The organism is Eubacterium sp. OM08-24 (assembly GCF_003438075.1).
Lineage (GTDB): Bacteria > Bacillota > Clostridia > Oscillospirales > Acutalibacteraceae > Ruminococcoides.
Window position 1 is genome coordinate 103,185 of record NZ_QSTA01000001.1, and the last position, 26,326, is coordinate 129,510.

Below are 26,326 nucleotides of genomic sequence, written 5' to 3' on the forward strand. Positions count from 1 at the left end.
AAATAGGGAATAAAATCCTACTTGTCGGCTTAGGGAGAAATTATGCAGTACATAAATTATTACAGTTCACCGCTCGGCAAAATCACTTTGGCGAGTAACGGTAACGAGCTGATAGGCTTGTGGTTTGAAGGACAAAAATATTTTGGTTCTACACTTAACGGAGAATATAAACAAAAAAGCCTGCCTGTTTTTGAGCAGACGGCTAAATGGCTTGATGTTTATTTCAGCGGACAAAACCCGAACTTTACACCGCCGTTATATTTATCGTCAACTCAGTTTCGCAATGAAGTGTGGAAAATTCTGCTTGCAATTCCGTATGGCAGTGTAATAACATACGGAGGAATTGCAGATATTATGGCGAAAAAAAGGGGAGCGGAGAATATGTCGGCGCAAGCCATAGGCGGAGCGGTAGGGCATAATCCGATTTCAATTATAGTTCCCTGCCATAGGGTAATGGGTAAGAACGGAAGTCTTACAGGCTATGCAGGCGGAGTGGATATTAAAGAAAAACTTTTAAAAATTGAAAATGCTTTGTAAATGTCAGAAATGCGGTTTAGTGAATTATCGGTCGGGCAACAAAGCAACAGTCAAACTTTTCGTTCTGAAATTAAAAGTTTGACCTTTATTAAGCTAAACTTTGTGTGCTAATCCATAATTTAACAAATAATCGACTAAAAAAATCTGCCACACCTTTTTGGTGTGGCAGATATATTTTTATGGGATTTTATAAGGAGTATTAAATTAGTACATACCGCCCATATCAGGTGCAGCAGGTGCAGCAGGAGCTGCCGGCTCTTTAATGTCGGCAACGAGTGACTCTGTTGTGAGTACCATTGCAGCAACAGAAGATGCGTTCTGAAGTGCTGAACGAGTTACCTTTGTTGGGTCAACAATACCTGCCTCGATCATATCTGTATATTCCTCTGTAAGAGCGTTAAAGCCATAGCCAACCTTGTTAGCCTTCTTAATGTTCTCGCAGATTACGCTGCCCTCAAGACCTGCGTTTGCAGCAATCTGACGGAGTGGTTCTTCAAGAGCCTTGAGAACAATCTTAGCGCCTGTCTTAGCGTCACCCTCAAGTGTATCAACAAAAGCAGATACAGCCGGGATAGCGTTCATACAAGCAATACCGCCGCCTGCAACAATGCCTTCTTCAACAGCAGCCTTTGTAGCAGCAAGTGCGTCCTCAATTCTGAGTTTCTTTTCTTTCATTTCAACTTCGGTAGCGGCACCGACTTTGATTACTGCAACGCCGCCTGCGAGCTTTGCAAGACGCTCCTGGAGCTTTTCACGGTCAAAGTCAGATGTTGTAGTTTCAATCTGCTGACGAATCTGAGCAACTCTGCCCTTGATAGCGTCCTTGTCGCCTGCGCCGTCAACGATAATTGTGTTCTCTTTCTCAACCTTTACCTGACGAGCAGTACCAAGCTGATCCATTGTTGTATCTTTAAGCTCAAGACCTAAGTCAGATGTAATAACTGTACCGCCTGTAAGAGTAGCAATATCCTGTAACATTTCCTTTCTTCTGTCGCCAAAGCCCGGAGCCTTAACTGCAACACAAGTAAATGTACCTCTCAACTTGTTGAGTACGAGAGTTGTAAGAGCCTCGCCCTCTACATCTTCGGCAATGATAAGGAGCTTTCTGCCTGACTGAACAATCTGCTCAAGAATAGGGAGAATTTCCTGTGTATTTGAAATCTTCTTATCTGTAATAAGAATGAATGGATTGTCAAGTTCAGCTACCATTTTGTCGGTATCTGTTACCATATACGGAGCAATGTAGCCTCTGTCAAACATCATACCTTCAACAACTTCGCTGTATGTTTCAGCTGTCTTTGACTCCTCAACTGTGATAACGCCGTCTGTTGTAACCTTTTCCATAGCCTCGGCAATGAGCTTACCGATGAACTCGTCCTGTGAAGATACTGTTGCAACTCTTGCAATATCGTCTGAACCCGATACCTGCTTGCTGTTGTCAGATACAGCCTTTACAGCAACATTAATAGCGTCTGCAATACCCTTTTTAAGCACCATTGGGTTTGCGCCTGCTGTTACATTCTTCATACCCTCTCTGATAAGAGCCTGAGCAAGGAGAGTAGCAGTTGTTGTACCGTCACCTGCTACATCATTTGTCTTGATAGAAACTTCCTTAACAAGCTGAGCACCCATATTCTCAAATGGGTCGTCAAGCTCAATTTCCTTAGCGATTGTTACGCCATCGTTTGTGATGAGCGGAGCACCGTACTTTTTGTCAAGTACAACATTTCTGCCCTTAGGGCCAAGTGTGATTTTAACTGTATCAGCAAGCTGGTCAATACCTCTCATAAGAGATTTTCTTGCCTCTTCACCATAAGCAATTTGTTTAGCCATAATAAATTACCTCCAAAATATATCAAATCAAAATAATTATTCAACTGTTGCAAGAATATCTGACTGACGAACGATTGTGTATTCCTCACCGTCAATCTTAACTTCTGTGCCTGCGTACTTGCTTGCGATTACCTTATCGCCAACATTTACATACATCTTAACTTCGTTGCCGTCAACAACTCCGCCGGGGCCAACTGCAACTACTCTTGCAAACTGTGGCTTTTCCTGTGCGGCAGATGAAAGAATGATACCGCTCTTTGTTTTTTCTTCGGCCTCTTCAACCTGCAATACTACTCTGTCAAGTAATGGTTTAATACTCATAATATAAATCCTCCTAAAAAGTTAATGTGTTATTTCAATTAGCACTCTGTATCCCTGAGTGCTAATTATATTTTATACCTTTTTCAGGAAATGTCAAGAGAAATTTGACTAAATTTGACCTTTAATTTATAAACAATTAAAAAATTATGTTTACCACTGCATTATAATTCATTTATAGAATAAAAAGCACTTAAACTATGCCTGTTTCTTTAGATTTAGACTTAGATTCATGTTTGTTAATTTCGTATCCGTTTTTAATAGACAGCTTTGCAAGCAGAGTAATGCCATCTGTAAGCGCCTTTTTTGAATTGTCGTCTATTTTATTAAAGGCTTTTATCATATCGGGAATATTTTTAATTCCTGCCTTGCGTATGTCCTCAAAGGTTATTTTTCCGCCCTCTGCCATAATTTCAAAAGCCGAGTCTATAATCTGCTTCTTTTGCTCGTTGGTAAGTCCGTTAATCAGCTCTTTCATATTTTTTTCGGCAAAGCGAATACTTTTTGTATCCTCGTCAAGGTGAATAAAGTGGTTGCCCACCACCCTCCAGCTAAAGGCATCGTGCTGCCAAAATGAGTGATTTGCGCTTTTTACAATTATGTAGTCCTCGTCATGCTCAAGCAGCATACCTACAAATGACGATTGCGGAACGAAAGTATTTATTCGGTCTGAAATTTCTTTGTACTGCGCACTTTCTATAAATTCCTTTGAAAACCCAGGGCCGTCATTATTATATACGGCTTTAATTCTGTCTTTTATTTCGGCAAAAGCATTTACAGCCGCATAAATTGCAAGGTTTCCGCCCTTGGAGTGACCGCCGATATATATTTCGCAATCACTATATTTATTAGCCACCATATTCAGATATGCGGCGGCATTAAGCTGAGAGGGTATGTTGTCGCTTACCGCAATCATACAATCCTCTTTCCAACCGGTTAGCGTATTGTCAGTGCCACGAAAAGCCACAAAAATTTTGTCGGAATCAAACTTAAATGTGCAAGCGCCGAACTGCATCGGGTTATCGTCGCAGTCATATGCGGCATAATCCGATACGGCTATGTTTTTAAATCTGTCGCTGCTGCCCGACTGAGCCAAAAGTTTTACAATATCTTTTGCCGCCATATTATAAAAGTTTTGCTCTCGTTTATCTTTTATATAAAGGTTATTTATTTTATAAAGAGGGAGCGATGTTTTTTCTGTATAGCCCGAAAAATCAAGATAAACAAGCTCAGAAAAAATAATTGCGTCAACCTCGTTTAACGGTGATATATCAAACCCTAAATCTCCACGCCATTTTATATAATTAGCAAGATTATTCATAACCCACCTCCGTATGTAATACCAAATTTTAACATATAGCTTAATAATAATGCAATATTTTTCACCAAAAATTCATATAAAAAACTTTATCAGAATAACAAAAAAGCGTAACGGCTTTAACCGCTACGCTCTCAAGTCTAACTTTGTGGTCATCACAATGTAGAATTTGCTTAATTTATAAAAATTATTCGTTAATTGCCTTTACAAGCTCCTGAGCCTTGTCTGTCTTTTCCCAAGCAACGCCGAGTTCCTCTCTGCCCATATGACCATATGCGGCGAGCGGACGATACTTTGTTTCCTTGAGCTTTAACTGCTCGATGATTGAGTTAGGACGGCAGTCAAACACCTTTTCTACTGCGTCTGAAAGCTGTTCGTTGGTGTAGCTTGATGAACCGAAAGCGTCAACCATAATAGAAACAGGCTTTGCAACGCCGATTGCATATGCAAGCTGAACCTCGCACTTATCGGCAAGACCTGCCGCAACAATATTCTTTGCAATGTATCTTGCATAGTAAGCAGCACTTCTGTCAACCTTTGTCGGGTCTTTACCGCTGAATGCACCGCCGCCGTGACGAGAAAATCCGCCGTAGGTGTCAACAATAATCTTTCTGCCTGTAAGACCTGAATCGCCGACAGGGCCGCCGATTACAAATCTGCCTGTCGGGTTAATGAAATACTTTGTATTTTCATCTAAAAGCTCGGCAGGGATAATTGGCTTTACCACATACTCTACCATATCTTTTCTAATCTGCTCAAGTGTAACCTTTTCATCGTGCTGAGTGGAAACTACAACAGTGTCAACTCTTACAGGTGTGTCGCCCTCATACTCAACGGTAACCTGAGTTTTGCCGTCAGGACGAAGGTAGGAGAGAGTACCGTCTTTTCTTACCGCTGTAAGCTGTTTTGCAAGCTTGTGAGCAAGTGAGATAGCAAGCGGCATAAGCTCTTTGGTTTCGTTGCAAGCGTAGCCGAACATCATACCCTGGTCGCCGGCACCAATCTGATTGTTAGCGTCATTTTCGCCGTCTTTAAGCTCGTAGCTTTCGTTTACGCCCATTGCAATATCAGGGCTCTGCTGGTCAATAGAAGTGAGTACAGCACAAGTTTTGCCGTTAAAACCGCAGTCCTGATTATCGTAGCCAATGTCGTTTATTACATCTCTTGCGATACTTGCAATGTCAACATAGCAGTCTGTAGAAATTTCGCCCATAACATGAACTACACCTGTTGTAGCGGTTACCTCGCAGGCAACATGAGCGTTTTTATCCTGTTCGAGAATAGCGTCAAGAACAGCGTCAGAAATCTGATCGCATACTTTATCCGGATGTCCTTCTGTTACTGATTCAGAAGTGAAAAAATGTTTTGCCATTAAAATTCTCCTTTGCAAAAAAATAAGCACCCTTCAGCCGAAAGGTGCTTTTAAAACTCATCTTTCGGTAAATACCGCAGGACTTGGCACCTTGCAAAAAGCAGGTTGCCGGACTTCATAGGGCCTGTTCCCTCAGTCGCTCTTGATAAGATAAATATTAACTTATTGGTTTAATTATATACTGCCTCATCGACAAAAGTCAACAAGAAATAACAGGAATATTGTAAAATCGGATAATCAAACAAAAAAATTATGCGATTTCATCAACAGAGCAACATTCTGTACAAGGTACGCTGTGCTTTACTCTGTCTTCAACCTCGGCACGCTTTGCGTTGTTAAAGCGGTCAACAGTACCTACAAGGTAGCCTGTAATTCTGCGGATTCTTTCAAACGGAACAGAATCATAGTCATACTTAACATCTACATAGTCGCCGTCAACTGTGAGTTCAACATTCTTGATATATTTATCAGGATTAGCCTCTCGAAGCTGTGTTGTGTAAGCGTCAATTTCCTTTTTGCTGAGCTTTCCGCCCTTTACATTTACTGTCATAATAAATCCTTCCCTTTCGTAATTTCATAATCCTCTTTAATGTATAATGTAACTTTTAATTCTTTAAAAGCATATATCTTGTAGAGTAAATCTATTATAGCACAACATCTTGTTGTATGCAATATCAAAATAGGAATTATTCGCACAAATAATATACTCTATTTTTGGTGAAAATTACAGTTGACAAATATATAAAAGCAAAAAGGACAAAAGTTTTGCCCTCAAATAACAATTTTTATTATTTTAATTTCAAAGAAATTTATTTTAATCAAAAATTCTTGAATCTATATTAAAAACAAGTTTCGGCTTTTCGTTATTTTTTACCCAAGTGGATGTAATATGAAATTTACCTGCAAGGTCTTTGCTTTCTTCATTGTTGACTTCTGTTTTAATTATATAATGTACCTGAATAAAATTATTGTTCTCCGCAACAATTTCAAAATCCGTGATTTCATAATTTTTGCAGTCAAATATTTTTAAAATATCGGCATATTACTTACCCGTACAACGGTATCCGCCGCATACCATAACTGCATTTTAGTCAACAACCTCCAAAAATCCTTTGCTGTCATTAGCTTTTGCCGATTCCCACATTTTTATTTCAAAATCTTTTATCATATGCATACCCCCGATAAAATTTATAAGCATTTTATTTCACCTGATTTTGTAATTATATATCATATTTTAGCACAAAAAATTTTATTTCAAGCAAATAAGGCGATGTTTCCACCGCCTTTTAATTATTCGAGTACTAATAAAACTCGGTCTATGCTGTTTCCAAAAAGTCCTGCGTAGCCGTCCTGATTATTCGTTGTCTGATCATCGTGCTGCCAATCAAAGTATTCATTGCCCGTTGCCGATACTCTGTATTTTGCCACAAGGTATTTTCCAAGTGAATTTGCGAGGCTTTGCGGTGTTGTATAGTACACCCTTATTGCATCAATTTTACTTCCGTTGCCTGCATAACCGTTTTCGTAATCGTCAATATCATATCCGCTCACCTTTGGCAGCCATCCGCTTTTTGTGTGCGCCTGATACCACACCTTGCCAACGCTTACCCTAATGGCAATATCAGTAATCGCTCTGCCCTTAATTCCTGCATAGTCCTCAAGATTTTTCACCTCCGGCAGCCAAACTCCGTTACAGCGCACCTTGTAAAAAATATCGGGTATGTTTGCTTTTTCCTTTTCAGGCTCATCTTTTGACTTATCAAATACACTTTCGTTAAAAATTATATTCGTATCTATATTTCTGCCGTAGCCGTTGATTTTGCCTGTCGAGCTGTTCTGCCAAATGTCACAACTTAATTCATTTACAGAATTATATTGAGCAAGCCAAATACTATATTTTGATTTTAACTTATCGTAATCAAGATAGTTGTTAAACCAATTTAAGTTTGCATACACGCCTGCCTTGTAATTGCTTCTCTTAATTGTTTCGCAGAATTTTTCCGCAATTTCCGTTAGCTTTGTTTTGCCGAGTTTGATTTGTGAGGAGTCCTCTAAATCATAATAAATCGGCATATCAATGCTTTTGTTTTTAATGCACTCAAGGCAAGCCTTTGCCTCTTTTTCAGCATCACTAACGCTGTCGGCATAGCTGTACCAATACACTCCGATTTTTAAATTTGCGTTTTTTGCATTTCTAAAATGGCTTTCAAACATATTGTCTTTCTGACTTGCCTCTCTGCCATATCCTGCCCTTATTATGACCGCTTTTATACCGTCATTTTTCATTTTGTTGAAGTCGATATTCTGCTGAAATTCCGAAATATCAACACAAGTTACTTTTGCCATAAAATCTTCCTTTCAAATATAATAAGCCTCGCCTTAGTATAATATTAAGAAAATATATAAAGGTTAAGGCTTTCATATACAGTTCTTATATTTGAAAAGTTGCAGAAATTAGCGCAATTTTCTTGTAAAAATTTTTTAATTATGATAATATTAGCCTAATAAAACCAATCGGAGGTATTGCAATGGAATTATCAAAGGTAATGCATACTCGCAGAAGTGTGAGAGAATACATAAATAAGCCTGTGGAGCAGGAAAAGTTAAGAGAAGTAATTTCAGCGGCTCAGCTTGCACCGTCATGGAAAAATTCTCAGGTGTCACGCTACTATGTTGTAACAGGTGAGGAAAAGCTCGCCGAGGTAAAGAACGCATTGTCGCCATATAATCAGAAGAATATGGCAGACGCACCTGCGCTTATCGTTACCGCAATCGTTCTTAACCGCTCGGGCTATGAAAAGGACGGCACTCCTACTAACGAGCTTGGAAACGGCTGGGGGTTTTATGACTGCGGCTTGCAGAGTATGAACCTTTTGCTCAAGGCTACCGAGCTTGGACTTTCAACCCTTGTAATGGGAATAAGAGATAACGAAAAGATAAAGAAAATTTTAGGTATTCCCGAAACCGAGGCAGTAGTGAGCGTAATCGGTGTGGGTTACAGCAACGCCGAGCCTGCTATGCCAAAGAGAAAAGAAATTGACGATATCGCAAAGTTCTTTTAATTCTGAAAGTGAAAATTAAATAGTTTTATAATTATAAAAAATTCCTGTATAGCTTTTGCCATACAGGAATTTTTGTGTTTGAAATTAAATATCTATCTCCTCAAGGTCGCTTTCGTTTACTTTGCGAAGTTCTTTTTTGCTTAAAATATCGTAAATAACAGGAACGATATAGAGCGTCATTACGGTAGCGTAAAGCAAACCGCCGATACATACTATTGCGATAGGCTGCATAATTTCTGAACCTGTACCAATGCCGAGTGCCATTGTGGAAAGTCCTAAAATTGTGGTGATAGCTGTAATGAGGATAGGACGCATTCTTGTTTTGCCTGCTTCAACAATAGCTTCTCGTCTTTCCTTGCCCTCAAGTCGCAGGTTGTTAATGTAGTCAACAAGCACAATACCGTTGTTTACAATAATACCGCAGAGCATTACAAAGCCGAGCAGCGCTACAACGCTTACATCAAAGCCTGTGATAAGCAATCCGAGGAAACCGCCCGTAAACGCAAGCGGAATTGTAAACATAATGATAAACGGTGACTTAAGGCTCTGGAATTGAGCAACCATAATAAGGTAAATAAGAATTACGCCTAAAAGCATCATGAGGAGCATCTGTTTTACAGCCTCCATTGTGCTTTCGTTTGAGCCTGAGTATTCAATACTGCATCCGTCAGGCAGCTTGTAATCATCAAATAGAGCCTTTGCCTTGTTAGATACATCGGTGTTTGTGTACCCTTCTTTAAGAGTGCCGCTGATTGTAAGGTATCTTTTTTGGTCACTTCTTGTGATTGAATTCATTGACTCGGAATCTGAAATATCAGCCACCTCCGAGAGCTTTGTGGTCTTTTCGTTACCCTCTTTGTCAGTGTAGGTGAGCTTAATATCCTTTATATTCGCCTTTGTAACATCATTGTTTTCATCTTTTATAACAACCACATCAAGTTTTTTTCCGTCGTTTGTAAGAGTTGAAGATGCAGTCGATTCTGAAGTGATTGCGGCGGCAATCTGCTGATAAACCTGTGCGACCGTAAGCGATTTTTTAGCCGCCTTTGTTTTGTCAACCGTTACCTTTATTTCACCCGAAGTAGCGCCTATACCGCTGTCGGTTTCGTCAATGCCGTCAACTGTTGCGAGTTTTTCAGCCATATCTTTAGCGGTTGTTTGCAGTGTTTTGAGGTCATCGCCGTAGAGCTTGATAGACACTCCGTCACTGCCGAGCAATGTTGACATTGAGCTTGAAGACGAACTTCCGCTTACCATAACATCTCCACCGATATGTTCAAGTGCGGTTTCAATTTCTTTGCTGATTTTTTCGCTGTTTTTAACCTTGTCGTCTTTAAATACGGCATAAGCCATAACCGAGCCTTTGTCAGAATCCGATGAAGATACTGAGCCTGTAAGTCCCATAAGGCTTGTGGTTGAGCCTGTCATAACGCCGACCGTTTCAAAGTCATCGTATTTTAAAAGCGTGTCAAGCAGGTTTTGTGCGGCATCAATGGTATCGTCCATAGTAGCCGAATCATCAAGCTTAACCGTTACCGAAAGCTCTGTGCTTGCCATAGCAGGCATAAAGCTGAATCCTCTTGCCAATGCGCCGAACATACTGCCAAACAAAAGTACAACAGCCGCAATAAGCGCAATAGCTCTGTGCTTTAATACAAAGCGGATGGATTTTTCGTAACCGCCGAGCATTTTATCAAACAAGCCATGCTTTACAGGCTTAACCTTTTTGAGCATACGCTGTCCGAGTGCAGGCACAAGGGTAAGCGCAACTATAAGGCTTGCGAGCAGGGAATAGGTGATAGTAAGCGCCATATCCATAAATATCTGACGGGTAAGTCCCTCAATAAATACGATAGGGAAGAACACGCATATTGTGGTGAGTGTAGAAGATGCGATTGCACCGGCTACCTGCTTAGCGCCGTTGAGCGCCGCTTTAATTGGCGGTACGCCGAGGTTGCGCAGTCGGTAAATATTTTCGATAACTACAACCGAGTTATCAACAAGCATACCAACGCCTATTGCAAGTCCCGACAGTGAAATCATATTGAGCGTAACACCGCTGAAATACATTAGCACAAGCGCAAAAACAACACTTATAGGAATTGAGAACGCTACAATAATTGTCGGCTTAATATCTCTTAAGAAAAGATAGAGAATTATAATTGCAAGCACCGCACCCATAAGAAGATTTTGTAGTACGCTGTTAATTATAATATGTATGTAGTCGCCCTGATCCATAAGAGTGGTGAAGTGCAAGCCTTTGTTTTCCTGCATAAGTGAATCGAGCTTTTTGGCTATGTTGTCGGAAACAGTAGCCGTAGCCACATCACTTTGCTTTGAAAAGCTGAATACCACGCCTGAGTTGCCGTTGATTTTTGTAAAGACTTCGTCCGAATCATCGGCAACAAATACATCGGCAACATCACTCAGCTTTACAACTCCAATGCCGTCTATGCCTGTGTCAAAAAGTGAAAGCGACTGCATTTCCTTGTCGCCGTCAATTTTATCACCCACACGCACAAGGTATTTAATGTTTTCATCATCGGTTACATAGCCTGCCGGCATAGAGAAGTTCTGCGCCGTAAGTATGTTTGAAACATTGCTGATTGTAACAGTGTTTGTCATATCGGCGGCTTTCTTAGCCTTATCCTTTTGGTCTGAAAGCTCGTCACTCGCTGTCTTTAATTCTTCCTGTGCGGAATTGAGCTGAGTTAAAGCGGAGTTTACCTCGCTCTGCTTTGTATTAAGTGTTGAAAGTCCTCCCGATAACTGATAAGCCGCAAGCGACTGCTGTTTTTCAACCTCGGAGAGCGCCTGATTTACCGTAACCGTATTATCGTCAAGTCCCTTTACAGCGGCTGCAATCTGAGCAATGCCGCCGTCTATCTGAGAGATTTTGTCGGCTATATCCTTAATTGTATCGTCAAGTTTTTCCTCTGTGGTGTCGAGTCCCTTTAGTGTTTCAATGGTCTGTGTAATAGCCTTGTCAACATTTTCAAGGGCGGCTTTTGCATTGTTAAGTCTTTGCTCAAGCTCCTCCTTAGGAAAACCGTACTTTTCAAGCTCCTCATCTATCTTAGCAAGGATTGCCCTCACCTGCGCAAGCTGTTCATCTGTAAGCTCGGGCTTTGCCAGCTTTTCAAGTGCGTCCTTGTACTCGTTGTAGATTTTTTCAAAGGACTCCACCTGCTGAGAGAGCTGTTCCTTTTCATCGTGCAAACCGTTTAGCTTTTCTTTAATCTGTGTTAAGGTCTGATACGCAATCGTGAGCGTTTGCTTTGTGGTCGTGAGCGACTGCTGTTGGTCGAGCAGCTGCATTTTTGCATTGAGAATTTCAGTGTATCCGCTCTGCGCCTGACCCTGTGCTGTGGCAAGCTGTTTTGCAACCTCCGCCTGCTGAGCGTTCAGGTCATTTATAGACTGCTCAATAGTATCACTGCCTTGCTCGGCTTTAGAAATATTATCCTGCAATTCTTTTTTTGCATCGGAAATTTTCTTTTCCGCATCGCCGAATTTGTCGTTTAACGCATCGTTGATTTTCTTGTTGAGTGCGTCAATTTTTTCTTGAGAAATAATTACATTTTCCTTTTGTGTAACTATACCTTTTGTAGAAACCGAGGCTACGCCGTCAATTCCCTCAAGCTGATTTTTGAGTTCGTTGTTTACATAGTCGGAAATCTGAATTGTGTCATAGCCGTCATAATCAACCGCAACCATTGCAACAGGCATCATATTAGGGTTAATTTTCATAAGGTACGGACTGCCCACACCGTCAGGCCAAGCGTCCTTTATGGTGTCGAGATTACCTCTTAAATCCACCGTTGCCGTATCCATATCTGTGCCGTCATTAAACTCAATGGTAAGCATTGAGTAGTTGTCGGACGAGGTTGAGGTTATGGTTTTAACGCCGTCAATGGTAGACAAAGACTGCTCAAGCGGTTTTGTTACAACCGATTCAACGGTTTCGGGCGTCTGTCCGGGGTAGGTTGTGATGATAATTGCGTACGGAAAATCCATATTAGGCAGCAGGTCGGGCGTCATTTTCAGGACTGAAACTATGCCCAACACTATTACTACGATTACTGCTACAAAAATTGTCATCGGCTTTTTAACACTTAGTTTTGGTAGCATATTAGACCTCTTTCTTGATTATTCCCATAAAATTACAGATAAAAATACCTTTTACTTTACAGCTCCTTGCTTTATTATATCAATCTTCTTTATAAGTCGAAAGCGCACCTCTTCACGATCACTGCCTGCAACAAAAACATCAAAAATTGCGTTTTTCAGCACCTGAGTGAGAATTTCTATAAGACACTTTACGCTGTCGTTGTCCTGAAATTTCAGGTTTTGTCTGTCAACCATAGTGTAAATCTCGTTGTTGGTGAGTGCCATATTAAAGCGGTTTTTCAGATATTCGCTCACAAGGTCATCGTTTGCCTTAAAGCTGTCTACAATGTTTCGCATAATTTTCATTGTTTGCTTTTGAGAGCTGTAATTGCCAAAATAGTCAAACATTTTTATATACATAGCAAACAAATCTCCGCAAGACAGCTTTAGAATTTCCTTTGCCTTGCTGCTTGATTGGTCAAACATTGTTTTGGTTATAATTTCAATCAGATCTACCTTGTCATCAAAATACTGATAAAAACTGCCCCTTGAAATTTCAGCGGTTTTAATAATCCTGTTTATAGAAACCTTTTCGTTCGGGCGCTCCATAAATTCCTTTATAATTGCATCGGTGATGCGCTTTCTTTTTTCGTAGGGAAGATTGTAAAATGTTTTTTTAATCATAACTTTATTACCTCCATATGTGACAGGTTATCATACACCCATATTTTAGCATTACAACTAACCTTAGTCAATAGAGGTAACATAAATGTTATGTGAAAGTTTTGTGTATTTTTTTATTTTATAATATCGGCGCATTTTCCGCCCGTAAATTCAATCAGAGTTTTGGGTTCAAGGTCAATTTGGTAGCCGATTTTGCCTGCGCTGACTATGATATTCGGGTTTTCAAGACAGCTTTCGTGAAAAACGGTGGTGTACTGTTTTTTCATTCCGATTGGCGAACAGCCGCCACGAATATATCCCGTAATCTTTAAAATATCCTTAACATGTATCATTTCAACCGACTTTTCGCCAACCGACTTTGCCGCCTTTTTCAAATCCAATTCCTCGGCAACAGGCACTACAAATACAAAGTATCCGCCGTTCACTCCTTTGGTAACAAGTGTTTTAAATACACATTCGGGATTTTGACCGAGCAGTTTTGCCACGCTCACGCCGTCAACTGCCTCTTTGCCGTGTGGATATTCGTGCGCTGTATAATTTATTTTTGCTTTTTCAAGAATACGCATTACATTGGTTTTAAACTCTGCCATAACAGCCTCCTATAAAATACCTTAATTATGTTTATATTCATACACTTATAATTTTATTTTGCATTTGTGAGTATGTCAAGCATAAGCGGTAATATGATATAAAAACTGTATATTTGCTCAAAAAATATCAAATGTTATAATAAATATATTGACTTAATAATTACTTTAAAGTACAATATATGTAAAATTTAATTGTATATTTTTCGTTTTTTCGCATTAAATGGGTATTATTAATTAAAAAATCGCCAAAGCACAAGGCTCTGGCTTAACTAAATTTGCGGTATATATAAAGAAATTACGGAAGGATGATTAACAATGCTGACAAAAAGCGAAGAAGAGATTATGAGTTTATTGTGGGAAGTGGGCGAGCCGCTTGCAAGCTCCGAGATTGTGAGCAAATCGGTAGACAGAACATGGCGCAAAAGCTACATAAACCTGCTGATAAATTCTCTGTTGAGCAAGAATATGATTAAGGTTGTCGGGGTAAAGCAGATGACCAAAAATTATGCCCGTACCTTTGAGCCTACAATGACAAAGTACGCTTATTCTGTAAAGCGTATTTTTTCTCAGAGCGGCTTTAATGAGGAGAACATTCCCGACCTTTTTGCCGAGATAATCGCAAATACAGAGAACCCCGAAATCCTCGACAAAATGCAAAGTCAGCTTGACGAGCGCAAGCAGGAGCTTTTATCCGGAAATAACAGTCAGAGTTACAGCGCATAAGAGCATAAGTAAAATTGCTAAATAATGCTAAATAAAAATTAAAGTAACGCAAAAAATAAAAGTCACCTTTGGGTGGCTTTTATTTTATACCCGATAAGGTATAAAATACTATATTAATTATAAAATTGCCGTATTTGTAAAAGAGAACAGAAAAAAGTTAGGACTGACTCAAGAGGAATTTGCCGTTCGCTCGGGATTGGGATTAAGATTTATACGAGAGCTTGAGCAGGGCAAAGAAACCGTAAGAATGGATAAGGTGAATGTCGCCTTGTCTATGTTTGATATGGAGGCTGTCCCGGGGAGAAGGGGTGAGTGATTATGGATATATTCAGAACAGGATATGTTTATGTGCCAAAACTCACTGCTTACAGATAGCCTAAAAGAACGGTTTATCTCACTCATAGATGAGCAATGCGAAATTTTACCAGTATAGTAAAATATAGTATAAAAATACAGCCGTCAAACTGTTTCAGTCTGACGGCTGTATGCTTCGAGTTTAAAGTCTGACAGGAATATTTTTTTCGTTAAGATATTTTTTTAGGGTCGGAATCGGAATTTCTCCAAAGTGGAAGAGAGAGGCGGCAAGCACTGCGTCTGCTTTGCCCTCGGTGAATGCGTCGTAGAAATGCTCAAGCGCACCTGCACCGCCGCTTGCAATTACAGGGATAGACACCTTTTCAGAAATCGCCCTTGTAAGCGCAATATCGTAACCTTTTTTCTGACCGTCCTCGTCCATACTTGTAAGCAGGATTTCACCTGCGCCGAGCTGTTCGCATTTTACTGCCCACTCAACTGCGTCAAGACCGACAGGTGTTCTGCCGCCGTTTACATAAACTTCCCAGCCGTTTTCCTTACGCTTAGCGTCAATAGCGGCAACCACACACTGACTGCCGAATTTATACGCCGCCTCGCTGATTAGCTCAGGGCGATGAACAGCGGCGGAATTAACCGAAACCTTGTCTGCGCCTGCTCGCAAAAGCAGGTTGAAGTCATCCACACTTCTAATGCCGCCACCGACAGTAAACGGAATGAAAATTGAATTTGCTACTTTTTCTACCATATCAATGGTAATATTTCTTGAGTCGCTTGAAGCTGTAATGTCGAGAAATACAAGCTCGTCTGCGCCCTCTTTATCGTACTGCTTTGCACATTCCACAGGGTCGCCTGCGTCTACAAGATTAACAAAGCTCATACCCTTTACAACTCTGCCGTTCTTTACATCAAGGCAGGGAATAATTCTTTTAGCATACATATTCTTCTCTCCTTACTTTCCGTTTACCATATCGGCAAAGTTTTTAAGAATTTTAAGACCGACCTCGCCGCTCTTTTCGGGGTGGAACTGAGTAGCCGAAACATTTTCCCATTCAATGGCGGCGTCAATAGAAACACCGTAGTTTGTCCTTGCGGCTACAATTTCAGGATTTTTTGCAGTTAAAAAGTATGAGTGAACAAAATATACATAGGCATTGTCATCAATTCCCTTGAAAATGCCGTCTTTCTTTACAATGTCAAGGCTGTTCCAACCAATATGCGGAATTTTTAAGCCTGTATCGGCGGGGATTTTTGTAATACTGCCGTCAAAAACCGACAGTCCTTTTTTATTCGGGCTTTCCTCGCTTTCGGGGAAAAGCAGCTGTAAGCCGAGGCAAATGCCCAAAAATTGCTTTTTAGTCTTTATAAAATCAAGTACGGTGTCCTTAATGCCGTAGCTTTCCATTGTATCCATTGTGTCGCCAAACGAACCTACACCCGGCAAAACCGCACCGTCTGCCTTTAAAATCATATCTTTATCTCTTGTAACAACGCAGTCGCAGCCAATGTATTTCAAAGCCTTGTTTACACTCTGAATATTGCCTGCACCGTAGTCAATTATAGCAATCATATTCTGTCCTCCCAATTACATTTTAACATAGTAGTATATTAGCATATTTACACGATTTTTGCAAGAAAAACAGAGCTGTAATTCATAATTTTAAAAAATGTTAAAATAGTGCAAGAAAATTGGATACTTTTTCGGTTGAATTAAAATAATTTGTGTGATAAAATTAAATATGTATGTATATCGGTTAAATCCTGCATTTGCAGGTCGCTCACAATTTTTAAAAGAAGGTTATTTGATGATCACCCATTTATTGACAAGAATAGATTTGAGTATGCACTCGCTTTCAAAAGGACAAAAGCGAATTGCACTTTATATAGAAGAGCATTACGATAAGGCGGCATTTATGACTGCCTCCAAGCTCGGCGAAACCGTTGGCGTATCCGAAAGTACAGTGGTAAGGTTTGCCACCGAGCTTGGCTATGACGGCTACCCAAAGCTCCAAAAGGCAATGCAGGAGATGATAAGGGACAAGCTCACCTCTGTTCAGAGAATTGAGGTTACTTCAAGCAGAATCGGCAATGACGATGTTTTAAACAGCGTGCTGAATCAGGATATTGATAAAATCCGCAGAACCATTGAGGAAACCTCGCACGAGGATTTTGAAAGAGCGGTAGACAAAATCTGCAATGCCGACAGAATTTATATTTTCGGTGTTCGCTCCACCGCTGCAATCGCAAGCTTTTTAGGCTATTATTTTGAGCTTATTTTTGATAATGTCAGAGTTATTGACTCAACAAGCCACACAACCACATACGAAAGAATTTTCAGAATGACCGACAAGGATGTTATGATCGGAATTTCTTTTCCACGATACAGCACAATGGCGGTTGACGCTATGAACTATGCCCGTTCGCAGGGTGCGCACGCTATTGCAATTACCGACAGTATGGTGTCGCCTCTTGTAAAATCAGCCGACTCTGTGCTTATTGCACGAAGTGATATGGCGTCAATAGTCGATTCCCTTGTAGCGCCTTTAAGCCTTATAAACGCACTTATTGTTGCGACTGTTCTTAAAAAGAAGGACGAGGTATCCGAAAACTTCCGCAGACTTGAAACCGTATGGAACAGAGAGGGAGTTTACGCAAGCGGCGAGAAGAACGAGGAAGAAAAGACGGAAGCGGGAAAGAAGAATGGAAAGTAAAAAGGTAGTTGTTGTCGGCGCAGGTGCGGCGGGTCTTATGGCTGCATCGGCAGCGGCAATGTACGGCGCAAGCGTAACATTAATAGAAAAAAACAAGCGTGTCGGCAGAAAAATTATGATTACAGGCAAGGGCAGGTGCAATGTCTGTAATAACTGCGATGTCGAAACTTTTATAAGAAATGTTCCTACAAACGGAAAATTTCTTTATTCGGCAATCAACAAATTAACTCCCGAAGACACTGTTGCGTTCTTTGAGGGACTCGGACTTCCTCTTAAAACCGAGCGTGGCAACAGAGTTTTCCCACAATCCGACAAAGCGGTGGATGTGGTCGATACATTGTATAACTATGTAAAAAACTGCGGCTGTAAAATTGCCGAGGATACCGCCGAGGAGCTTTTGCTTGAAAACGGCGAGGCAGTGGGCGTAAAATGCAAAAACAAAACCTACTATGCCGACAGCGTTATTATCTGTTGTGGCGGCAAAAGCTATCCGCTTACAGGCTCAACAGGTGACGGATACATCCTCGCAAAGCAGGCAGGTCACACCATTGTACCGTTAAAGCCGTCGCTTGTACCGCTCGAGAGCAAAAACCTTGACTGCAAATCAATGCAGGGTCTTTCGCTTAAAAATGCAGGACTTAAAATTGTTGACACACAAAGCGGAAAGACTGTTTACGATGATTTCGGAGAAATGCTTTTTACACATTTCGGAATGAGCGGCCCTATGATACTTTCGGCAAGCTCACATATTCGTGATATTTCAGACGGCAGATACAATGCCGTAATCGACATAAAGCCGGCGCTTACCCACGAACAGCTTGAAAAGCGACTTCAGCGTGATTTTGACGAAAACCACAACAAAGATGTTTCAAATTCATTTACAAAGCTGTTGCCAAAAAAGCTCGTTGTGCCTGTTCTCAAAAGGTGGGGAGTACCCTTTGATAAAAAGTGCAACTCAATTACCAAAGAGGAGCGCAGACGACTTTGCGAGCTTTTAAAGGCATTTACGGTAGAAATAAGCGGATTTCGCCCGATTGAAGAGGCAATTATTACCTCGGGCGGAGTGAAAACCTCTGAAATCAATCCCAAAACTATGGAAAGCCGACTTGTAAAGGGACTTTTCTTTGCAGGCGAGGTAATAGATTGCGATGCCTATACAGGCGGTTTCAATTTACAGATAGCGTGGAGTACAGGTAACCTTGCAGGTGAAAGCTCTGCTTATTAAGAAAGGAAGAATAAAATGTCTGTTGCAATAGCACTTGACGGCCCTGCCGGCGCAGGAAAATCCACAATAGCAAAAAGAGTTGCAAAGGCTCTTGACTATATATATGTTGATACAGGCGCACTTTACCGCACAATCGGGCTTAGCGCAATGAGAAGAAATATTGAGCCTGTTGAGTCAAAAGAAGTGAGCGATATGCTTAAAGAAATTAAGGTTGAGCTTGCTTTTAACGATAATTCAGAGCAAATTGTATTGCTTGACGGCGAAGATGTTTCTTCACTTATCAGAACACCCGAGGCGTCAATGACAGCCTCAAAAATTTCAGCAATTCCCGAAGTAAGAGCATACCTGCTTGATTTGCAGAGAGATATGGCAAAGAAAAACAATGTGATTATGGACGGCAGAGATATAGGCACTGTTGTACTGCCCGATGCCAAGGTGAAAATTTTTCTTACCGCTTCTCCCGAGGCGAGAGCGCAAAGAAGATACAAGGAGCTTTTGGAAAAAGGAATGAATGTCAGCTATGACGATGTTCTCAAAGATGTAAACGAGCGGGATTACAACGATTCTCACCGCAAAACAGCACCGCTCAAGCCTGCCGAGGGTTGTGTGTTTGTAGATACAACCGAGCTTGACTTTGAGCAGTCGGTAGAAAAAATTATTTCCGTTATAAAGGAGAATGTTTGATGGGACAGTCAAAGGTGCTTTACAGAGTGGGTCAGGCAGTTTGCCGTCCGATTATGAAAGCGTTTTACAGATATAAATTTATAAATAACAACTCTATTCCGCAAGAGGGAGCATATATAATTGCAAGCAACCATATGTCGTTTTCCGATCCCGTACTTCTGGGACTCGGTCAAAGACGCAGACTTTTCTTTATGGCAAAACAGGAACTTTTTAAAAACAAGTTTTTTGGAGGATTGATCCGTGCGCTCGGTGCGTTTCCCGTTGAGCGTGGCGCAGGTGACGGCAAAGCTATAAAAACAGGTGAAGACCTCATAAAAGAGGGCAATGTAATGACTATCTTTATTGAGGGAGGCAGAACAAAGACAGGCGAATTTATGCGTCCGAGAAGCGGCTGCGCACTTGTTGCTCAACAAATGCAGGTGCCTGTTATTCCTGCGTGCATCACAATTACGGGTAACCCGAAGCACCGCTTTGCAAAGAGAGTAATTCATTTTGGTGAGCCGCTCACACCCGAACAGCTCGGACTTACTCCCGACGGCGACAGACGACAGCTTAAAAATGCTACAAATATGATTATGGACGAAATCAAGAAGATGAGGGAGCAAGACAGAAAATGAGTATAACCGTTGCAAAATCTGCCGGCTTTTGCTTTGGAGTGAACAGAGCAATAAATATAGTCAACAATCTGCTTGACAAAAATGTCAAGGTTTCCACTCTCGGGCCTATCATTCATAATATGGAGGTAGTAAATGAGCTTGAAAGCCGAGGCTGTAAGGCGGTGAGCAGTATTGACGAGGTAGAAAACGGCGCTACGCTTGTTATTCGCTCACACGGAGTTCCAAAATATGTTATTGACAAATTAGTTGAAAATGGTGTAAAATATGAAGATGCAACATGTCCTTTTGTCAAGAAGATTCACAACATAGTTGCAAATCCCGACAACAAGGACGGCATAGTTTTAATTGCAGGCAACAGCGTTCACCCTGAGGTGGAGGGCATTATCGGTCATTGCAGTACCGAGTGCCACACCTTTAAGAACAGCGAAGAAATTGACGAAATTTATAGTAATATTCTAAAAACGAATAATAAACAGGTTTTTGTTGTCGCACAAACCACTTTTGATACAAAAGAATGGAAAAAGTGTGTAAAAAAGATTAAAAAACTATGTACAAATGCAAAAATATTTGATACAATATGTAATGCAACGTCAGTTAGACAGACCGAAGCAGACTTGCTTGCGGCTCAGTCCGACTTTATGGTAGTAATAGGCGACAGGCACAGCTCAAATACGGGCAAGCTCTTTGATATTTGTAAAAGACAGTGCGATAATACAGTTCTTATTGAAACAGCGGACGAGCTAAATGCAAATCAAGTCAGCGTTGCTGAAAAAATTGGCGTTACTGCCGGTGCATCTACTCCGGCAAGGATAATAAAGGAGGTACTGGATACAATGAGTGAAATTAAATCCGGTGTAACAAATGGTGAAGAATCTTTTGAGGCATTGCTTGAGGAATCCCTCAAAAACTTAAATACAAATGAGAGGGTAATGGGTACAGTGCTCAGCATTGCGCCTAACGAGGTTCAGGTTGATGTCGGCAGAAAGCAGACAGGTTTTATTCCTGCAAACGAGCTTTCTAACGATCCTAACGCTAAGCCGGAGGATATCGTAAAGGTTGGCGATGAGATCGAACTTCTTATTATGAAGACAAACGATCAGGAAGGCACAATTATGCTTTCTAAGCGCAGAGTAGACGCAGCTAAGGGCTGGGAAATTCTTGAGTCTAAGGTTGACTCACAGGAAATTCTTACAGGTAAGGTTACAGAGGCTGTTAAGGGCGGCGTAATCGTTATTTACAACGACGTAAGAGTATTTATCCCTGCATCACAGGCAACAGCTACTCGTGAAGAGAGCCTTGAGGATCTCGTAGGTAAGGAAGTTCAGTTCAGACTTATTGAGGTTTCACAGCGTGGCAGAAGAAAGAGAGCTATCGGCTCAATCAGAAGCGTACTTAAGGAGCAGAGAGCTGCTCAGCGTGAGGAGTTCTGGAAGAACTGCGAAATCGGCAAGCGCTACACAGGCGTTGTTAAGTCACTTACAAGCTACGGCGCATTTGTTGACCTTGGCGGCGTATTTGGTATGATCCACATTTCTGAGCTTTCTTGGACACACATCAAGCACCCAAGCGAGGTTGTTAATGTAGGTGATACTGTTGAGGTTTATGTAAAGGACATCAACGAGGAAACAAAGAAGATTTCTCTCGGCTTTAAGAACGCTGACGAAAATCCATGGGAAATCCTCAAGAATCAGTATCCTGAGGGCACAGTTGTTAAGGCTACAATCGTTGGTCTTACATCATTCGGTGCTTTTGCAAACATCATTCCCGGTATTGATGGTCTTATCCACATTTCTCAGATTGCTAACAAGAGAATAGAAAAGCCCGCTGATGTACTTTCAGTTGGCGAAACAGTAGAAGCTAAGATTACTGCTATTGACTTCGACAAGAAGCGTGTAAGCCTTTCAATGCGTGCACTCCTTCCTGAGGACGAGCAGGCTCCTGCTGAGGCTGCTGAAGAGGTTGCTGAATAATTTGTTACTAAACAGGGCATTCCATTAAAGGGATGCCCTTTTGTTCTATAAAATAACCGCAAAGGAGCGATGAAAAATGACTCCAAAAGAAGAATTTATTGAAATTTATACAAAGTACATAACACGAAACGGTGCGGATGAACTGCTTGAATGGCTCAAGCGCACAGACTTTTTTACTGCGCCTGCAAGTACAAAATATCATTGTGCCTGCGAGGGCGGACTTGTAATGCACTCGGTAAGCGTGTTCAATACCATGATGGAAAAACACTATGACGAGGAAACCGACAATATCGAGAGCTTTGCCATTTGCGGACTTTTGCACGATTTGTGCAAGGCTCAGTTTTACAAGGTATCCTCAAGAAATGTTAAGAACGAGCAGACAGGTGCGTGGGAAAAAGTACCTTATTATGCAATAGACGATCAATTTCCGTACGGTCATGGCGAAAAGTCAGTATTTTTGATTGAACGCAAAATGCATCTAAAAATTGATGAGGCAATGGCAATCCGTTGGCATATGGGAGAATTTGGCGACAAAAACAGCAATTCAATCTCACTTGCCTACGAGCGTTATCCGCTTGCCGTAAAGCTCCACCTTGCCGACCTTGAATCAACATATTTGAAAGAAAAGGGAACATCGGCAGTAAATAAGTAATTTTTATTTTACTTTATAAGCAAAATACTATATTTAATTATGCTTACAAATCAATTTAATTGATAAAAGATAAATTAAGGACAGATTATATGGATATTATCCTTGCAGAACAAAGAATAAAAGAGCTTACCAAAACACTTGAATACCACAACAATCGCTACTATAATCTCGATAACCCCGAAATTTCAGACTATGAGTACGATATGCTTTTGCGTGAGCTTGAAAACCTTGAAAACGAGTTTCCTACCCTCAAGTCGCCTCTTTCGCCCACAAATAGGGTAGGCGGTGAGCGAGGAACAAAGTTTTCTCCCGTAACTCATACCGTACCTATGGAAAGCCTGCACGACAGCTTTTCACATGGCGAACTGCTTGATTTTGACAAACGAGTGCGTGAGGTTGTGCCAAATGTAAAATATGTTGTTGAGCCGAAATTTGACGGACTTTCTGTATCCTGCGAGTACCGCAACGGCGTGTTTGTGCGTGGCTCTACACGAGGTGACGGAAATGTTGGCGAAGATGTTACCGACAATCTTATGACCATTCGCTCACTCCCGAAAAAGATTGAAAATGCACCTGAATTTTTAGAGGTTCGTGGCGAGGTTTATATGTCATTTGACAGCTTTAACGAGCTTGTTAAGGAGCAGGAAGATAACGAGGAAAAGCCTTTTAAAAATCCACGAAATGCCGCAGCAGGCTCATTAAGACAAAAAAATTCAAAGATTACCGCAAAGCGCAAGCTCGATATTTTTGTGTTTAATATTCAGCAGATTGAGGGCGCAGAGATTACAAGCCACCACCAAGGTCTTGATTACCTCACAGAGCTTGGTTTTCCTACCGCTTTTTACAATATTTTTGACGATATGCAAGAGGCGATAGAGGAGATAGAGCGAATCGGCAATATGCGTGGCACATTGGACTATGCGATTGACGGCGCAGTTGTTAAGGTGGATAACTTTGCTGCAAGAGAATTATTGGGCAGTACCGCAAAGTATCCTAAGTGGGCAGAGGCTTACAAGTATCCGCCCGAGGAAAAGGCGACAAAGCTGCTTGAGGTTGAAATAAATGTCGGCAGAACAGGTGTGCTCACTCCTGTCGGAATTTTTGAGCCTGTATTTCTTGCAGGTACTACCGTAAGCCGAGCAACCCTGCACAATAAAGATTTTATCGAAGAAAAGGGCATTTGCGTTGGCGATACGGTAATTATCCGTAAAGCAGGCGAGATTATACCCGAGGTGCTTTCTGTAAAGGAGCATGGCGAAAACGCAGTGCCGTTTGAGTTCCCGAAACTTTGCCCGTCCTGCCACACACCCGTTGTGCGTGACGAAAACGAGGCGGCAATTCGCTGTACCAATACCGATTGTCCTGCTCAGCTTATGCGCCACCTTATCCATTTTGTGGGCAGAGATGCTATGGATATAGACGGACTCGGCCCTGCCGTACTCGAACAGCTTGTGAATGAGGGACTTATAAAATCTCCTGCCGACCTTTACAGATTAACCGTTGAGAGCATTACCGCACTCGACCGCAAAGCTGAAAAGTCAGCACAAAATCTTATTAATTCAATCGAAAAGTCAAAGCATAACGAGCTTTACCGCCTTGTTTTTGCCCTTGGCATAAGGAATATCGGACTGAAAGCCGCCAAAATTTTGTGCGAAAACTTTGCAGGCATAGATGACCTTATGAGCGCAAAGAAAGAGGATATTTCCGCTATCGAGGGCTTTGGTGCAATTATGGCTGACAGCGTGGTAAACTATTTTTCAGCCGAAAGCACAAAAAATCTTATAGCCGAGCTTAAAGAACTTGGTCTTGAAATGAAACCGTCCGAGCAGAAAAAGAAAGGCGGAATTTTCGAGGGCAAAACCTTTGTATTAACAGGCACATTGCCGACTATGAAACGCAGTGAGGCAGGCAAGCTGATTGAACAGAACGGCGGAAAAACGAGCTCATCTGTTTCTAAAAAGACCGATTATGTGCTTGCAGGCGAAGACGCAGGCAGTAAGCTGACAAAAGCGCAACAGCTCGGCATCACCGTTATCTCTGAAGAAGAATTATTAAATATGCTTTCGGAATAAAGTGTGTGAAATGGGGTTGCATTATTCTTGTGATTTCTTTTTGGAGGCGAAATACCATATGAGTGATTATTTGTCCGTTTCAGCGGCTATTAACAAAGCAATGAAAGCTCCTTGTTCTGCTCAAATAAGAAAAATCATTAATAAAGAGTGTGATTCTGGTAATCTTATTAAATCATTTGATAAGATCTCTTTGAACAACGATGAAAGCTACTATATGCTTTTGTTTTGTAAAAAGTCAATTTATTCATATCCTAACATAAGAGTTTTGCACAAAAAAAGCGGTGATATTTACCAAGCGCTTGCATTAGTTGATGAAAATGGATGTGTTGAAATTCGTTTTAACTACTGAATAAAAATAATTATAATCGCAATATGTTGGAGAATAAAAATTCAAATTTGTCGCACCGACAAATACAGAAAACAGCATAATATTCATAAATTTTCAGTCTGCTAAATTATTTGCAGAACAGCAAATCAACCCTTCAAAACTTTCCCGCTTTACAAAACCAAACCAAAGCAAAAAATCCATCGGGTGAAATTTCCCGATGGATTTTTATTTTTCTGTTTGCCGATTTAGCTGTTTAATTATTTAGCAAAGTAGTTGATTGTAAAGTCTACTGTACCTGTGTATTCACCGGCAGATGCAGGCTCGCCTGTTACTGTTACCTTACCGTTGAGGTTGTCGCCTGTTTTTGTAAGGTTGCCTGCTGCGAGTTCATTTGTAAAAGCAAGGCTGTCCTTTCCGTTTGAAAGTGAGCCGTTCTCGTTGGCTGTTAATGTAACATATGCGTTCTCAGGCAATACAAACTTTTTAGCCTGTACTGAGTAGTTAGCGGTCTTTGTATCTGTGTCAACTGTAATCTCGGCAGGAATGCTAACCTCGTAGCCCTCCTCAACATTGTACTTTACAGTTGCACTCTGTGAAGATGTTTTGTCGGCTGTTTTAATTTTTGCGGCACTGCTCCAATCAACAGTGAGAGTTGCGGCATATTTTGCGCTGTCACTGCCGCCAAACTGTACGCCCATAACATTACTGTTTACATACATACCAAGGTTGTATGTATCGGCAATAGAAGATACTGTAAATGAGATTGACTCTACATAATTAACACTCTCATTCTTTGAATTGAGCGCTGTGTCTGTGCTTAATTTGTAGCTGTCAACTGCTTTCCACTCTGAACCGTCTTTGTAATTAAGAACTGCTCCGTCAGCCGATGCGTCTACAAAAGTATCGCAAGTAACGCTGTAAATTGTAACACTGCTCTTTGTAAAGCTAAGGTCAAACTTTGCTGTGCCGTCCTCGTTTACTGTTACCTCTGTCTTTGTGAGGAGAGGCTTACCAAATTCAACACCGTCCATTGCTGTTACATAGCAAGAAAGGTCTGAATTAACAGTGTATTTTCCTGCCTCAAGTGTCTGAGTTTCTGCGGCAAATGCACTTATTCCAAGTGAAGATGCCATCATAACAGCGGCTGTGCATACAGCGGCAATTTTTCCCGTTCTGAATTTTGTATTATGCATTATTAATGCACTCCT

General features: G+C 41.1%; 24 protein-coding genes and 1 riboswitch. Of the genes, 12 read left to right on the top strand and 12 right to left on the bottom strand.

Features of this window, described 5'->3' with window-relative positions; all coding sequences use genetic code 11:
- The first annotated feature begins 42 nt into the window (after positions 1-42).
- Positions 43-537, top strand: a complete 495-nt coding sequence (locus DXC23_RS00535) for a methylated-DNA--[protein]-cysteine S-methyltransferase (RefSeq protein ID WP_117704269.1) — start codon at positions 43-45, stop codon at positions 535-537.
- Positions 538-741: 204 nt separating this feature from the next.
- On the opposite strand, the gene groL is transcribed toward DXC23_RS00535, so the two are convergent.
- The 6 genes from groL to DXC23_RS00565 form a co-directional block, all read right to left on the bottom strand.
- Entirely contained in the window at positions 742-2,370 is a 1,629-nt protein-coding gene (gene groL, locus DXC23_RS00540; RefSeq protein WP_117704270.1) for a chaperonin GroEL, read from the bottom strand.
- A gap of 36 nt (positions 2,371-2,406) precedes the next feature.
- Positions 2,407-2,691, bottom strand: coding sequence for a co-chaperone GroES (locus tag DXC23_RS00545; RefSeq protein ID WP_022235482.1), 285 nt, complete (start codon positions 2,689-2,691; stop codon positions 2,407-2,409).
- Between the two features lie 190 nt (positions 2,692-2,881).
- On the bottom strand, positions 2,882-4,009 hold the full coding sequence (locus tag DXC23_RS00550; protein WP_117704271.1) for an Mbeg1-like protein: 1,128 nt from the start codon (positions 4,007-4,009) through the stop codon (positions 2,882-2,884).
- 184 nt (positions 4,010-4,193) lie between these two features.
- Entirely contained in the window at positions 4,194-5,378 is a 1,185-nt protein-coding gene (gene metK, locus DXC23_RS00555) for a methionine adenosyltransferase (protein WP_117704272.1), read from the bottom strand.
- A 54-nt stretch (positions 5,379-5,432) separates the two neighbouring features.
- A riboswitch (SAM riboswitch) is annotated at positions 5,433-5,530 on the bottom strand.
- Between the two features lie 98 nt (positions 5,531-5,628).
- Positions 5,629-5,931 carry an anaerobic ribonucleoside-triphosphate reductase gene (gene nrdD / locus DXC23_RS00560; protein ID WP_117704273.1) on the bottom strand — a complete coding sequence of 101 codons (303 nt, stop codon included), beginning with the start codon at positions 5,929-5,931 and terminating at the stop codon, positions 5,629-5,631.
- A 737-nt stretch (positions 5,932-6,668) separates the two neighbouring features.
- The gene (locus DXC23_RS00565) at positions 6,669-7,724 is read right to left on the bottom strand and encodes a glycoside hydrolase family 25 protein (protein WP_117704274.1); all 1,056 of its coding nucleotides are present in this window, start codon (positions 7,722-7,724) and stop codon (positions 6,669-6,671) included.
- 182 nt (positions 7,725-7,906) lie between these two features.
- Here DXC23_RS00565 and DXC23_RS00570 point away from each other — a divergent pair, with 182 nt between their 5' ends.
- Positions 7,907-8,440, top strand: coding sequence for a nitroreductase family protein (locus DXC23_RS00570; protein WP_117704275.1), 534 nt, complete (start codon positions 7,907-7,909; stop codon positions 8,438-8,440).
- Positions 8,441-8,524: 84 nt separating this feature from the next.
- On the opposite strand, the gene DXC23_RS00575 is transcribed toward DXC23_RS00570, so the two are convergent.
- From DXC23_RS00575 to ybaK, 3 genes are all read right to left on the bottom strand, one after another.
- A complete protein-coding gene (locus tag DXC23_RS00575) occupies positions 8,525-12,571 on the bottom strand; it encodes an efflux RND transporter permease subunit (protein WP_117704276.1) in 4,047 nt (1,348 codons plus the stop codon).
- 51 nt (positions 12,572-12,622) lie between these two features.
- Positions 12,623-13,234: a TetR family transcriptional regulator gene (locus DXC23_RS00580; RefSeq protein WP_117704277.1), complete on the bottom strand. Its 612-nt coding sequence runs from the start codon at positions 13,232-13,234 to the stop codon at positions 12,623-12,625.
- Positions 13,235-13,347: 113 nt separating this feature from the next.
- Positions 13,348-13,824: a Cys-tRNA(Pro) deacylase gene (ybaK, locus tag DXC23_RS00585; protein ID WP_117704278.1), complete on the bottom strand. Its 477-nt coding sequence runs from the start codon at positions 13,822-13,824 to the stop codon at positions 13,348-13,350.
- A 315-nt stretch (positions 13,825-14,139) separates the two neighbouring features.
- On the opposite strand from ybaK, the gene DXC23_RS00590 reads away from it, so the two are divergent.
- Together DXC23_RS00590 and DXC23_RS00595 are read left to right on the top strand one after the other, a co-directional pair.
- A complete protein-coding gene (locus DXC23_RS00590) occupies positions 14,140-14,547 on the top strand; it encodes a BlaI/MecI/CopY family transcriptional regulator (protein WP_117704279.1) in 408 nt (135 codons plus the stop codon).
- A 124-nt stretch (positions 14,548-14,671) separates the two neighbouring features.
- Entirely contained in the window at positions 14,672-14,863 is a 192-nt protein-coding gene (locus tag DXC23_RS00595) for a helix-turn-helix domain-containing protein (RefSeq protein ID WP_278286541.1), read from the top strand.
- Between the two features lie 180 nt (positions 14,864-15,043).
- On the opposite strand, the gene hisF is transcribed toward DXC23_RS00595, so the two are convergent.
- Both hisF and hisH read right to left on the bottom strand, forming a co-directional pair.
- Positions 15,044-15,799 carry an imidazole glycerol phosphate synthase subunit HisF gene (gene hisF, locus DXC23_RS00600; RefSeq protein WP_022235493.1) on the bottom strand — a complete coding sequence of 252 codons (756 nt, stop codon included), beginning with the start codon at positions 15,797-15,799 and terminating at the stop codon, positions 15,044-15,046.
- A 12-nt stretch (positions 15,800-15,811) separates the two neighbouring features.
- Positions 15,812-16,429, bottom strand: coding sequence for an imidazole glycerol phosphate synthase subunit HisH (gene hisH, locus DXC23_RS00605; RefSeq protein WP_117704281.1), 618 nt, complete (start codon positions 16,427-16,429; stop codon positions 15,812-15,814).
- 235 nt (positions 16,430-16,664) lie between these two features.
- Here hisH and DXC23_RS00610 point away from each other — a divergent pair, with 235 nt between their 5' ends.
- The 8 genes from DXC23_RS00610 (at position 16,665) to DXC23_RS00645 (ending at position 25,139) form a co-directional block, all read left to right on the top strand.
- The gene (locus DXC23_RS00610; protein ID WP_117704282.1) at positions 16,665-17,570 is read left to right on the top strand and encodes a MurR/RpiR family transcriptional regulator; all 906 of its coding nucleotides are present in this window, start codon (positions 16,665-16,667) and stop codon (positions 17,568-17,570) included.
- A complete protein-coding gene (locus tag DXC23_RS00615; RefSeq protein ID WP_117704283.1) occupies positions 17,560-18,795 on the top strand; it encodes an NAD(P)/FAD-dependent oxidoreductase in 1,236 nt (411 codons plus the stop codon). The genes DXC23_RS00610 and DXC23_RS00615 overlap by 11 nt, the downstream gene beginning before the upstream one ends.
- Before the next feature lie 15 nt (positions 18,796-18,810).
- Entirely contained in the window at positions 18,811-19,479 is a 669-nt protein-coding gene (gene cmk, locus DXC23_RS00620; RefSeq protein WP_117704284.1) for a (d)CMP kinase, read from the top strand.
- Positions 19,479-20,096 carry a lysophospholipid acyltransferase family protein gene (locus DXC23_RS00625; protein ID WP_117704285.1) on the top strand — a complete coding sequence of 206 codons (618 nt, stop codon included), beginning with the start codon at positions 19,479-19,481 and terminating at the stop codon, positions 20,094-20,096. The genes cmk and DXC23_RS00625 overlap by 1 nt, the downstream gene beginning before the upstream one ends.
- Positions 20,093-22,066 carry a bifunctional 4-hydroxy-3-methylbut-2-enyl diphosphate reductase/30S ribosomal protein S1 gene (locus DXC23_RS00630; RefSeq protein ID WP_117704286.1) on the top strand — a complete coding sequence of 658 codons (1,974 nt, stop codon included), beginning with the start codon at positions 20,093-20,095 and terminating at the stop codon, positions 22,064-22,066. Before DXC23_RS00625 ends, DXC23_RS00630 begins: the two co-directional genes overlap by 4 nt.
- 76 nt (positions 22,067-22,142) lie before the next feature.
- On the top strand, positions 22,143-22,718 hold the full coding sequence (locus DXC23_RS00635; RefSeq protein ID WP_117704287.1) for a hydrolase: 576 nt from the start codon (positions 22,143-22,145) through the stop codon (positions 22,716-22,718).
- 89 nt (positions 22,719-22,807) lie between these two features.
- Positions 22,808-24,790, top strand: a complete 1,983-nt coding sequence (ligA, locus tag DXC23_RS00640) for an NAD-dependent DNA ligase LigA (protein ID WP_117704288.1) — start codon at positions 22,808-22,810, stop codon at positions 24,788-24,790.
- 58 nt (positions 24,791-24,848) lie between these two features.
- Positions 24,849-25,139, top strand: coding sequence for a hypothetical protein (locus tag DXC23_RS00645; protein ID WP_117704289.1), 291 nt, complete (start codon positions 24,849-24,851; stop codon positions 25,137-25,139).
- Positions 25,140-25,375: 236 nt separating this feature from the next.
- Here DXC23_RS00645 and DXC23_RS00650 read toward each other — a convergent pair whose 3' ends face one another.
- Entirely contained in the window at positions 25,376-26,311 is a 936-nt protein-coding gene (locus DXC23_RS00650; protein ID WP_117704290.1) for a hypothetical protein, read from the bottom strand.
- Positions 26,312-26,326 lie beyond the last annotated feature (15 nt).